This is a genomic window from Phenylobacterium sp. (assembly GCF_030693405.1).
Classification (GTDB): Bacteria; Pseudomonadota; Alphaproteobacteria; order Caulobacterales; family Caulobacteraceae; genus Phenylobacterium.
This window is the reverse complement of sequence record NZ_JAUYAW010000044.1, coordinates 135849-146748: the sequence shown is the minus strand read 5'-3', so window position 1 is coordinate 146748 and position 10900 is coordinate 135849. Positions and strand designations below refer to the sequence as shown.

At 68.3% G+C, this 10900-nt stretch carries 12 protein-coding genes; 6 read left to right on the top strand and 6 right to left on the bottom strand.

Annotated features, from left to right (window positions below; genetic code table 11):
* Window positions 1-116: 116 nt before the first annotated feature.
* From Q8N19_RS08770 to Q8N19_RS08760, 3 genes are all read left to right on the top strand, one after another.
* A complete protein-coding gene (locus tag Q8N19_RS08770) occupies window positions 117-614 on the top strand; it encodes an Lrp/AsnC family transcriptional regulator (protein WP_300575567.1) in 498 nt (165 codons plus the stop codon).
* A gap of 8 nt (window positions 615-622) precedes the next feature.
* Complete coding sequence (rpiB, locus tag Q8N19_RS08765; protein WP_305589785.1) at window positions 623-1072, top strand: ribose 5-phosphate isomerase B; 450 nt, start codon at window positions 623-625, stop codon at window positions 1070-1072.
* Window positions 1073-1165: 93 nt separating this feature from the next.
* Window positions 1166-1567, top strand: coding sequence for a GFA family protein (locus Q8N19_RS08760; RefSeq protein ID WP_305589783.1), 402 nt, complete (start codon window positions 1166-1168; stop codon window positions 1565-1567).
* A gap of 21 nt (window positions 1568-1588) precedes the next feature.
* Here Q8N19_RS08760 and Q8N19_RS08755 read toward each other — a convergent pair whose 3' ends face one another.
* Window positions 1589-2920 carry a DUF6880 family protein gene (locus tag Q8N19_RS08755; RefSeq protein ID WP_305589781.1) on the bottom strand — a complete coding sequence of 444 codons (1332 nt, stop codon included), beginning with the start codon at window positions 2918-2920 and terminating at the stop codon, window positions 1589-1591.
* Window positions 2921-3068: 148 nt separating this feature from the next.
* On the opposite strand from Q8N19_RS08755, the gene Q8N19_RS08750 reads away from it, so the two are divergent.
* Complete coding sequence (locus tag Q8N19_RS08750; RefSeq protein WP_305589779.1) at window positions 3069-3737, top strand: alpha/beta hydrolase; 669 nt, start codon at window positions 3069-3071, stop codon at window positions 3735-3737.
* Between the two features lie 15 nt (window positions 3738-3752).
* Here Q8N19_RS08750 and Q8N19_RS08745 read toward each other — a convergent pair whose 3' ends face one another.
* Window positions 3753-4223: a 2TM domain-containing protein gene (locus Q8N19_RS08745; protein WP_305589777.1), complete on the bottom strand. Its 471-nt coding sequence runs from the start codon at window positions 4221-4223 to the stop codon at window positions 3753-3755.
* Between the two features lie 156 nt (window positions 4224-4379).
* Here Q8N19_RS08745 and Q8N19_RS08740 point away from each other — a divergent pair, with 156 nt between their 5' ends.
* A complete protein-coding gene (locus tag Q8N19_RS08740) occupies window positions 4380-5276 on the top strand; it encodes a pirin family protein (RefSeq protein ID WP_305589775.1) in 897 nt (298 codons plus the stop codon).
* Window positions 5277-5335: 59 nt separating this feature from the next.
* On the opposite strand, the gene Q8N19_RS08735 is transcribed toward Q8N19_RS08740, so the two are convergent.
* The 4 genes from Q8N19_RS08735 to uvrC all read right to left on the bottom strand — a co-directional run bounded on the left by Q8N19_RS08735 (window position 5336) and on the right by uvrC (window position 9237).
* Window positions 5336-6160, bottom strand: a complete 825-nt coding sequence (locus Q8N19_RS08735; protein WP_305589773.1) for an SH3 domain-containing protein — start codon at window positions 6158-6160, stop codon at window positions 5336-5338.
* Between the two features lie 241 nt (window positions 6161-6401).
* The gene (gene pgsA / locus Q8N19_RS08730) at window positions 6402-7022 is read right to left on the bottom strand and encodes a CDP-diacylglycerol--glycerol-3-phosphate 3-phosphatidyltransferase (protein ID WP_305589771.1); all 621 of its coding nucleotides are present in this window, start codon (window positions 7020-7022) and stop codon (window positions 6402-6404) included.
* Window positions 7023-7042: 20 nt separating this feature from the next.
* Window positions 7043-7309 (bottom strand): hypothetical protein, encoded by a 267-nt coding sequence (locus Q8N19_RS08725; RefSeq protein ID WP_305589769.1) that lies wholly within the window; start codon window positions 7307-7309, stop codon window positions 7043-7045.
* A 68-nt stretch (window positions 7310-7377) separates the two neighbouring features.
* A complete protein-coding gene (gene uvrC, locus Q8N19_RS08720; RefSeq protein WP_305589852.1) occupies window positions 7378-9237 on the bottom strand; it encodes an excinuclease ABC subunit UvrC in 1860 nt (619 codons plus the stop codon).
* Between the two features lie 157 nt (window positions 9238-9394).
* Between uvrC and Q8N19_RS08715 the strand changes: the two genes are divergently transcribed.
* Window positions 9395-10891 (top strand): sensor histidine kinase, encoded by a 1497-nt coding sequence (locus Q8N19_RS08715; protein ID WP_305589767.1) that lies wholly within the window; start codon window positions 9395-9397, stop codon window positions 10889-10891.
* The last annotated feature ends 9 nt before the right edge of the window (window positions 10892-10900 follow it).

Below are 10900 nucleotides of genomic sequence, written 5' to 3'. Positions count from 1 at the left end.
CCTATAGGCTTGCAAGATCATATAAGAACGCCGCAATTGCTTACCTAAGGCGTGCCCCTGACATCCGGTTCCAGGGCACGAACCGGGCGCATATGCGGATTATTGGGGAGAAAAGCGTGCCTGAGACCCTTGATGCGGTTGATGCCAAGATCCTGGATCTGATTCAGCACGACGCCGGCCTGTCGGTGGCCGAGATCGCCGAGCGGGTCGGATTGTCCTCCAGCCCCTGCTGGCGCCGGATCAAGCGCCTGGAGGACGCCGGCGTCATCCAGCGGCGGGTGACCATTCTGGATCGCGAGCGCCTAGGCCTGAACTTCGAGGTCTACTGCACCGTCAAGCTCTCCCTGCCGACCCGGGACAATCTCGACGCCTTCGAGACCGCCATCACCAAGCTGCACGAGGTGGTCCAGTGCGCCACGGTCACAGGCTCGGCCGACTATGAGCTGCGGATCGTCACCCGGGACATGCACGCCTTCGACAACTTCCTCCGCGACCAGATCCTGTCGCTGGGCCTCGTCTCCAACATCGAAAGCCGCATCGTCATCCGCGCGGTGAAGAACACCACCGCCGCCCCGCTTGGCCTGATCAGCCCCTATGTGAGCAGCCAGGGCTGAGACTCGCCATGACCGCCGCCAGACGCATCGTCCTCTCCAGCGACCACGCCGCCATCCCGCTGCGTCAGGCCATCGCCGCCCATGTGGCGGCCAAGGGGTGGGAGGTGGTCGATATCGGGCCGACCACGCCGGAAAGCACCGACTATCCCAAGCATGGCGAGGCCGCCGCCCGCCGCGTCGCCTCTGGCGACTGCGCACTCGGCATCGTGGTCTGCGGCACCGGCCAGGGGATCATGATGGCCGCCAACAAGGTGAAGGGCGTGCGCTGCGGCGTCTGCGCCGACACCTTCTCGGCCCGGATGATCCGGGCGCACAACGACGCCAATATGCTGGCCCTCGGCGCCCGCGTGGTCGGCGAGGGCCTGGCCCTGGAGATCGTCGACGCCTTCCTCGCCGCGGAATTCGAAGGCGGCCGGCATGCGACCCGGGTGGCGATGATCAAGGCTTTGGAAGCCTGATCCCACAGCCGCCACGACCCTGACATTCCGCCGCGCGGCCTCCCCCGTTTCCCGCTAGGCTTGGCGACAAGCTGAGCCGGGAAGGGACCTGCGATGTTGAGGGGAAGCTGTCTGTGTGGCCGCGTGGCCTATGAGGCCGAGGCGACGGTCGAGACCATCGCCCACTGTCATTGCGAGACCTGCCGCAAGGCTCATGGGGCGGCGTTTTCCAGCATCGCCTCGGTTCCGCGGGAGCGCCTGCGCTGGGTGCGGGGCGAAGACCTGCTGAGCGCCTATGAATCCTCGCCGGGCAAGGTGAGGCGGTTCTGCTCGGTCTGCGGGTCGCAGCTGGTCGCTGAGCGGGACGGCGCCCCCAATGTCATGCTCAGGCTCGGTTGCCTGGACACCCCTGTGACGGCCGACCGCCAGTGGCACATCTGGCGATCAGACGGCGCGAGTTGGTACGATCCCAGCGTGGCGCATCCCGAACTGGCGCAGGGCTTCCCGCCCGCCTGACATGGCCGAAGGGCTGGCGACCTAGCGAAGCTCGGCCAGGAACGCCACGTGGCTGGGGATGGCGTCGTCGGTGAGGCCGACGGCCAGGGACTCGGCCTCGACGATCAAGTCGGCCACCTCGTCGCTGAAGCCGGCGCCCAGGCGGCGCAGGGCCAGCGCCCGGGCCCGGACCAGCAGCAGGGCGGCCTGGGGGTGACGGGCCGAGAGCCGCTCGGCCCAGGCCGGCAGGTCATTATGAGCGCCGCGGAGCTCAGCGCGCCGCTTCAGCACCAGGGCCGCGGCCTCCCGGTGGGCGGGCCAGTCCATGAGGAAGGCCAGGGCCCGCATCAGGTCCCCATGGCCGGCGGCGATCTCGAAGGCGCGATCCAGCGCCACCACATCCTCGAAGTCCGCCAGCTTGGCCAGCAGGACCCTCAGGGCCTCAGGCGACAGCGTACGCTCGAACAGGCGCCACCGGGCCGCATCGGCGGCGGCGGCCTCGCCCTCGGCCTCCAGCACGGCGATTTCGGCGGCGTACCAGGCCTCGCCCTGCGGCTCTGGGCCAGCGGCCTTGCCCCGGGCAGGACGGGCCTGCGGGTGCGAGGCCCGCGCCGCCTCCAGGGCCTCCCGGGCTGGTCCCACACGGCCGTCTTCCGCCAGGCGCCGGGCGATCTCGGCGGCGACATCGGGCTTCTTCCGATCAGCCTCCGACAGGGAAAGGATCCAGGCGTCCAGGTCGCCGGCCCGGTCGGCCAGCCTCCGCACCACCAGGGCCAGGCGCCCGGTGGGCGGGGCCTTGCCTGCGGTCAGATCGATCAGCAGGCGCCGGGCGAGCTCCGGGCTCAGCGCCCCTGCCCCGCGACCGACCCAAACCGCCCATTCCGACAGCCGGGTGGCGAGCGCCTCGCCCAGGATGGGTCCCGCCACCTCGGGCCCCAGTTGCGAGGCCAGAGCGGTCCGATCGCTTGCGGCGGCGTCGAAGATCAGGGCCAGTTCCCCCTTGGGGTCCTGCACCCGGCGGGTCAGGGACGGATAGAGGTCGAACCAGGCGACCAGCCGGTCCAGGGCCAGGCCCTGATCCAACGCCGCCAGCCGGACGGCGATCATGACCTCCAGCGCTTTCAGCTCGGTCAGCAGCTCGGGCCGCTTGCGCCAGGAGACCCGTGTCTTGCTGGCCTCCAGGGCGGTCAGGCGCTTGTCCAGTTCGAAGGCGAGGTCAGCGGCCCCGGCCTCGGCGGCCAGCTCCATCCGCAGGCGCCGCTTCAGGGACGGGCTCGCCGTCTCCATCAGCAGGGCCGCCAGCCGTTCGGCGCCAAGCGCCGCCAGATTGGCTTCAGAGAGGGCCTTCTTGGCGGTGGCGGGGCGGCGGGCCATTAGACCGCACCCCGCGCAGTCAGTCTGCGCCTCTCGGGGTCGCCGAACCGTTCATGTATGCCCATGCCCCTAGAACACGTGAAAGCCCCGCCTTGGCAAGGCGGGCGCCTCTGTTGACCCACGCCCCCAATTGTCTCACCACCGATCCATGAGCACCCTGACCCGCCTCACCGGCCCCATGGCCGCCCCGGCCAGCGGCCGCGCGCCGCAATCCCTGGTGATCCTGCTCCACGGCTATGGCTCCAACGGGGCCGACCTGATGGGGCTGGTTCCCTATTGGCGCGACGCCCTGCCCGACACCACCTTCATGGCCCCCAATGCGCCGGAGCCTTGCCCGGCCGCACCTGGGGGCTATCAGTGGTGGGCGCTCACCGACCTTGGGCGGGAAAGCCGGGCCGCGGGCGTGCGGCAGGCCGCGCCCCTGGTGAACGCCTTCATCGACATGCACCGGGCTGCTCATGACCTGCCCAACCGCAAGGTCGCCCTGGTGGGCTTCAGTCAGGGGACCATGATGGCCCTGCATGTGGCCCCGCGGCGCCCCGAGACCCTGGCCGGCGTCGTCGGCTATTCCGGCCTGCTGGCCGACGCCGAGGCGCTGCAGTCCGAGGTGAAGACCCGGCCGCCTCTGCTGCTGATCCATGGGGACGCCGATCCCATGGTCCCCTTCGCCGCCATGGGCCAGGCGCAGGCGGACTTCCAGGCGCTGAACTTCGAAGTCGCCACCCACGCCGCCCGAGGCCTTGGCCACAGCATCGACGAGACCGGCCTCAGGCTGGGCGGGGACTTCCTGGCGCGGGTGCTGGGCGGGTCCGACTAGGGACGGCCCCACGCCTCAGAGTTCGCGGCCCAGGCGCTTCTCCACCTGTCGCTTTTCCCAGTCGCCGTTCAGGAACGGGAAGATGTCGAACACCGAGGCCGCATGGGCAGCCACGCCCAGCCCCCAGCCCAGCGCCGGCCAAACGAACCACCAGTAGCCCGGCTGGCCCACCAGGTTAATCAGGGCGAGGATGGTAATGACAACGGCGTACTGGGCGAAGTGCACATAGAAGGCCTTCAGCCTGCGCACCTGGGCGAGGGCGAGAGCCTCGTCGGCTCTGACGGTCTCGGTATTGGGCTTGTCCATTTCGGGCTCCGTGAGGCGAGAGATGTCGATCTCGAAAACCGCCGCCAGGGCGTTCAGGGACTCAAGGCTGCCGGTCTGGCCACGCTCCAGCCGCTGAACCGTTCGCACGCTCAGCCCGGACACTTCTGCGAGCTGCTCCTGCGACCAGCCGCGCTGCAACCTCAGCTTCTGGATCAGCACCCTATTCCCCTGTCTGCGATCGCCGGGACCCTGCCGCCAGACCCCATTCAGCCGCCACGACATCCCCCCGTCAACGACCCGACACAGGCTGTCAGCAGGGCGACAAGCAGCCGCCGGGTTACTATGTTCCAGGCCTCAACCTGACCGGAGCCGCCCATGATCGACCTCGTCATTGACCAGCGCCGCAAGGATCTCGGGGGATTTGAGGTGGGCCGCGTGCTGCCCTATGCCCGTCGGCGGATGGTGGGACCTTTCATCTTCTTCGATCACATGGGACCGGCGCGGTTTGATCCAGGCTTTCCGGCCAATGTGGACGTGCGGCCCCATCCGCACATCGGGCTTTCCACCCTGTCCTATCTGTTCGACGGCCAGATGACCCACCGCGACAGCGTCGGCGCGGTGCAGGAGATCAAGCCTGGCGAGGTCAACTGGATGACCGCAGGCAAGGGCATCACTCATTCGGAGCGGTTCGAGCACCTGCGCGGTCACGGGGGCCGGATGGATGGCATCCAGGCCTGGCTCGCCTTGCCGCACGCGCAGGAGGAGATTGACCCCAGCTTCGTCCACTTTGACGCCGACGACCTGGTGACCCATGCGGAGGCCGACGGGCTGAAGGCGGTGCTGATCGCCGGCGAGGCCTTTGGGGCCAAGTCCAAGGTGCCGGTGCATTCGCCGCTCTTCTATGTCCACTGGACCCTGCCGGCCGGCGCCCGCGGGCAACTCCCTGCGGAGTATCCTGAGCGGGCGGCCTATGTGGCCCGGGGCGAGGTGGAGGTGGACGGCCACACCTATGGCGAAGGCAAGATGCTGGTCTTCGCCCCGGGCCAGCCGGTGCTGTTGACCGGCGTCACCGACGCCATCGTCATGCTGCTGGGCGGCGAGCCGGTGGGCGAACGGTTCATCGAATGGAACTTCGTCTCGTCCTCCAAGGACCGGATCGAACAGGCCAAGGCCGACTGGCGGGCCGGGCGTATGAAGCTGCCCGACGCCGACGATGGCGAGTTCATCCCCCTGCCCGGCGATCCGCCGCCGGAAGCCAATCCCATGTCGTGACGCAGAAAAAAGGCCCGGGGCGAAACCCCGGGCCTTAGTCGTTGTGAGCGCGCTTAAGATCAGGCGGCGCTGAGGCGCCAGCCGCCGCCCGCATCCGGGCAGGCGGTGTAGCGCTCGGTGGTGGCCCGGCCCATGCGGGGCTGGATGGTCTGCTGCACCAGCTTGCAGTTGACGCTGGCATAGCCGCCGCCGCTGGCCACGGGCTGGACCACCCACTCGGCCACATAGCCGGTGACATAGCCGTTCTGTTCCACGAGCAGCCAGCGGTCGCCCGCGACGCGACCGGCGACATTGAAGGTCTGGCCGCCGCGCAGCTGGCCCACCACGGCCGCGTTGGCCGCAGGCGAGGCGCGAAGGTTGACGGTGTTGCGCGTGGTGTACTGGGCGTTGGTCGGCTCGAACGAGGTCCGCAGAGGCTGGGCGCGGCCGCTGAAGCGCAGGTTGGCCGCCGAGGTCGGCTGACCGAAGGTCGCGCCGGCGCTGGCGCCGCCGCCATAGTTGGCGTTGATGATGTCGACCCGGCCGGTGGTCCCGGTAGTGGGGTCGTTCCAGGTCTGGCTCTGGTTGGTGTTCAGCGCCGTTTCGACGGCGTTGACCACACGCTGCTGCTCGCTGACCTGCATCCGGCAGCCGATCCAGGAGCCGGCCACAGCGCCGAGGCCTGCGCCAACCACCGCGCCGAGGGCGCGCTCATTCTTGCTGACCTGGCTGCCCAGGAGGGCGCCGGCGACGCCGCCGAGCAGAGCGCCGGTCTCCTGCCGCTGGCCGCTGGCCTCACAGGCGAAGAAGTTGCCGAGCGGCGTGCCAGCCGCCTGGGCGGAGGCGAGGCCAGGCGCTGAGGAGAGGGCGAGGGCCGCGACCAGGGAATAGGCGATAGGGCGCATGGGGAATGTCTCTTTGGTTGATTGCCCCATCCTAACGCATCCAGCCCCCATTAGCTCCACAGTAGAGCTGTTCCCTTGACCATAAATGCGATTCATTCTCATTATCGTACCCTGATCGGCGCAGGGAGAGACCCGATGATGCTGCGAATGACTGGCGAGACCATGCTGGTCCGCCTGATGCAGATGGACCGTCCGGCGGCGGGGACGCCCCCGCCGGCCCGCAAGGCCAGGCCGACCCCCCTCAGCCTGCGAGGGCCTTGCGGGTCTGCTCCCAGTACTGGGCGCCGGTGATCACCGTCACGATCGCCGCCAGCCAGAACAGAGTGTGGGCCACCAGGCTTGCGGGTCCGAGCAGTTCCGGCGTGTGCGGCAGGCCAAACGCTCCCCAGCTTGCCACGAACAGCTCTGCCGCAAGGGCGGTCATCTGAAGGGCGGTCTTCCACTTGGCCAGCATGGTCACCGGCAGGACGATCCCCTTGCCGGCGCCGACCTCGCGCAGGGCGCTGACGGTAAACTCGCGGAACAGGATCAGGCCGGCTGGCAGCAGGACCAGGGGCTGGGGACCCAGCGACATGAGGCCCAGCACCGCGCCGCAGACCAGCACTTTGTCGCCGATGGGGTCGAGGATCGAACCCCAGACCGTGACAGCGTCATATTTTCGCGCCAGCCAGCCGTCGAACCAGTCGGTCACCGCGGCGATGACGAAGGCGTAGAAGGCCCATCGCTGCAGGGTGAACTGCGCCTCTAGCGTCAGGCGCTCGCTGATCCAGGGCGTCGCGCCGGCCGCCGTGGCCAAGGCCACGAACATGAACAGCGCCAGCACCAGGCGCATGGAGGTCAGGATGTTGGGAAGAGCTTTCATCACACGCCTTGAATGGTCGATCAGGTAAGTTCGACGGCCTTGGTGGCCTTGTTGAAGACGCAGATCCGCTTGTCGTCGCCCTCCCGTAGCACCGCGATCCCGTAGGAGGCCGAGCCGAACGGATGGACGACCACCTCCGGCGCCTTCATGCCCTGGGCCTTGGCCGCGGCCAGACAGGTGTCGCGCACCTCGATCCGGAAGTCGGCCCAGGCGTCTGGGGAACTGGCCAGCGCCGGACCCGACAGGGCGACAATGGCGGCGGCGATTAGGCTTAGGCGAAAGGCCATGCGCTTCTCCGGTACTGGGCTCACGGGGTTGGCCTACGACCATAGCCGACCCGCGGGCGATCGGGCGCCTATTTGCGGAAACGCTCGTAAATCCGCTGAGCCAGGGCCTGGCTGACCCCATCCACCTTGGCCAGGTCCTCCACAGAGGCCCGCGACACCCCCTTAGCCGACCCAAAGGCGTGCAGCAGGGCCCGCTTGCGCCCCGGACCAACCCCCTCGATCTCGTCCAGGGGGTTCTTCTTCATGTCGATGGCGCGGCGGACCCGGTGGCTGCCGATGGCGAAGCGGTGGGCCTCATCCCGCAGCCGCTGAAGGTAGTAGAGCACCGGCGACTTGGGCTCGAGCATGAAGGGCGTGCGCCCGGCCATGAAGAACCGCTCCAGGCCGGCGTCCCGGTCCGGCCCCTTGGCCACGCCCACCACGGCGATGTCGTCGACGCCGAGATCGGCCATGATCTCCTGGGCGGCCGCCAGTTGCCCTGCGCCCCCGTCGATCAGCACCAGGTCGGGGCGCGGGGCGGCTTCGCCAGCCTCCTCGTCCTTGACCATGCGGGCGAAGCGGCGGCGCAGCACCTCGCGCATCATGCCGTAGTCGTCGCCCGGGGTGAGCTCGGTCCCTTTGATGTTGAACTTGCGATACTGGTTCTTGAGGAAGCCCTCGGGCCCGGCCACGATCATGCCGCCGACGGCGTTGGTCCCCATGATGTGGCTGTTGTCATAGACCTCGATCCGCTCCGGCGGCGCGTCCAGGCCGAAGGCCTCGCAGACCCCGATCAGCAGCTTGGACTGGGCCGAGCTCTCGGCCATCCGCCGCCCCAGGGCCTCCCGGGCGTTGGTCAGGGCGTGCTCCACCAGCTGGCGCTTTTCCCCGCGCAGGGGCTTGAGGATCTCCACCTTGCGGCCGGCCTTGAGGGCGAAGGCCTCGCACAGGAGGTCCCGGTCGGCGGGCTCCACATTGGTCAGGATCAGCTTGGGGACCGGCTTGTCTTCGTAGAACTGGCCAAGGAAGGCGGCCATGACATCGGCCGCCTCATCGCTCTTATCGACCCGCGGGAAATAGGCGCGGTTGCCCCAGTTCTGGCCGCCGCGGAAGAAGAAGACCTGGACGCAGGCCTGCCCGCCCTCGCCGTGCAGGGCGATGATGTCGCCCTCCTCCAGACTCTCGGGATTGATCTGCTGTTCCTGGGCGACGGAGGCGAGCGCCCGGATACGGTCGCGCAGGCGCGCGGCGCGCTCGAACTCCATCTCGTCCGACGCGGTCTGCATCTCGGCCGACAGCTTGGCCATCACCGCCCGGCTCTTGCCCCGCAGGAATGCCTCGGCCTCGTCCACCAGGGCGTTGTAATCCTCCAGCGAGACCAGCCCCGTGCAGGGGGCGGCGCAGCGCTTGATCTGGTGCAGCATGCAGGGCCGGGCGCGGCTGTCGTAGACGCTGTCGGAGCAGGACCGCAGCAGGAAGGCCTTCTGCAGGGTGTTGAGCGTCCGGTTCACCGCCCAGGCGCTGGCGAAGGGGCCGAAATAGTCGCCCTTGATCGAATGGGCGCCGCGGTGCTTGCGCAGCTGCGGGGCGTCGTGGTCCCGGCGGATGACGATTTCGGGAAAGCTCTTGTCGTCCCGCAGCAGGACGTTGAACCGGGGCTTCAGCTGCTTGATCAGATTGATCTCGAGCAGCAGGGCGTCAGTTTCGGTGCGGGTGGTGACGAACTCCATCGACCGCGTGAGGTCGACCATCAGGGCTATGCGCTGGGTGTGAAAACGCCCCTGAGCGTACTGGGTCACCCGCTTCTTTAGCGAGCGAGCCTTGCCCACATAGAGCACCTCGCCGTCCTCGCCGACCATGCGGTAGACGCCGGGCGAATCGGGGAGCCGCTTGACCTGATCCTTGATGAGGGCGGCGCCGATCAGCGGCGCGGCGTCGCGTTCAACCATGCCGACGATATAGGCGACTCCCGCCGCCAGACCCAGAGGCGCGACGATTACACTCGGCCAGCAAGATTGATGTCTCAAGACCGGCCCGCTATGGCCATGAGGCGCCTGTGGATCGCTTCCCCGGTGAAAGCGTTACCGGACGATACGGGGGCTAGCGTTGCCGCAAATCGACTTCAGGGCGTTGTTCGAGACCTTGCCGAGTCCGCACATGGTGCTGGACCGCGACCTCTGTTTCGTCGAGGCCAATCTCGCCTATCAGCGGGCGACAGAGCGGACGCGCGATCAGCTGATCGGCGGCCACATCTTCGATCTGTTTCCCAACCCGGGCGACAGCGGACGACGACTGCGGGCGTCATTCGAACAGGTCCTGGCCACCGGGCAGCCCGATACCCTGGCCCTGATCCCCTATGCGATCCCCTTGCCCGTCACGCGGGGCGGCGGATTCGAAATGCGGTTCTGGTCGGCGGTCCACACCCCCCTGTTCGACGCCGAGGGCAGAGTCGCCTACGTCCTCCAGAACACGGTGGACGTCACTGAAATCCAGCGCCTGAAAGACATGGCCTTTGGCCCCGCGGGCGGCCTGCCGGACGCCCCCTTGGAAGGCGCCACCCAGCTCTATCAGCGGGCCCGGGAGCTACAGGAGACCAATCTGATCCTGGTCGAGGAGACCAATCAGATCCGCAACCTGTTCATGCAGGCGCCGGGCTTCATGGCGGTGCTGATCGGCCCGGACTTCGTCTTCCGGCTGGTCAACAACGCCTATCAGAACTTGATCGGCGGGCGCGCGGTGATCGGCCGGCCCTTGGCGGAGGCGCTGCCGGAACTGGAGGGCCAAGCCTTCCAGGACATCCTCCATGACGTGATGGTGACCGGTCAGCCCTATCTCGGTCAGGCCGCCAGCGTCATGCTTCAACGGCAGGCGGAGGGGCCGCCGGAAGAGCGCTTCGTCGACTTCATCTACCAGCCGATCCTCGACGCCCGCGGGGCGCCCTGGGGGGTCTTTGTCGAGGGCAGCGACGTCACCGACCGGGTGCGGGCCGAGCGTCAACAGAAGCTGCTGCTGGATGAGCTGAACCATCGGGTGAAGAACACGCTCGCCACCGTCCAGGCGATCGCCGCCCAGACCCTGCGCACCACCGCCAGCCCCGCCGCCTTCCGGGAGTCCTTCGAGGCCCGCTTGCTGGCCCTGTCGGCGACCCACGACCTGTTGACCCAGTCGGTCTGGCAGGGGGCGCCCCTGGAAGACGTCATCCTGATGGAGCTGCGACCGCATGGGGTGGAGCGCTACCAGCTGGACGGACCCGAGATCGCCCTGTCGCCGGCGGAGACCCTGACCCTGGGGCTGGTCTTCCACGAGCTGGTGACCAACGCCGCCAAGTACGGGGCGCTGTCCACCACCGAAGGCTGTGTGCGGGTGCGCTGGCAGGTTCGCGGTCAGGATGGCGGGCCGCGCCTGGAGCTCACCTGGTCTGAGGAGGGCGGCCCGAAGGTCTCGCCCCCGGCCCGTCAGGGGTTTGGCTCACGCCTTATCGAACGGAGCCTGCAGGGCGATATCGACGGCGAGGCCCGGCTGGACTTCGCCGAGGCCGGCCTGAAATGCCATCTCAAGCTCCGGCTTCATGCGCAGCGGACGCGCGACGAAGCGGCGGCCTGATCCGCCCGC

Coding starts and splice junctions, on each gene's coding strand:
- Q8N19_RS08750 (WP_305589779.1), top strand. CDS start 3,069: ATGAGCACCCTGACCCGCCTCACCGGCCCCATGGCCGCCCCGGCCAGC.
- Q8N19_RS08740 (WP_305589775.1), top strand. CDS start 4,380: ATGATCGACCTCGTCATTGACCAGCGCCGCAAGGATCTCGGGGGATTT.
- Q8N19_RS08760 (WP_305589783.1), top strand. CDS start 1,166: ATGTTGAGGGGAAGCTGTCTGTGTGGCCGCGTGGCCTATGAGGCCGAG.
- Q8N19_RS08725 (WP_305589769.1), bottom strand. CDS start 7,309: ATGGCCTTTCGCCTAAGCCTAATCGCCGCCGCCATTGTCGCCCTGTCG.
- Q8N19_RS08755 (WP_305589781.1), bottom strand. CDS start 2,920: ATGGCCCGCCGCCCCGCCACCGCCAAGAAGGCCCTCTCTGAAGCCAAT.
- uvrC (WP_305589852.1), bottom strand. CDS start 9,237: ATGGTTGAACGCGACGCCGCGCCGCTGATCGGCGCCGCCCTCATCAAG.
- pgsA (WP_305589771.1), bottom strand. CDS start 7,022: ATGAAAGCTCTTCCCAACATCCTGACCTCCATGCGCCTGGTGCTGGCG.
- rpiB (WP_305589785.1), top strand. CDS start 623: ATGACCGCCGCCAGACGCATCGTCCTCTCCAGCGACCACGCCGCCATC.
- Q8N19_RS08735 (WP_305589773.1), bottom strand. CDS start 6,160: ATGCGCCCTATCGCCTATTCCCTGGTCGCGGCCCTCGCCCTCTCCTCA.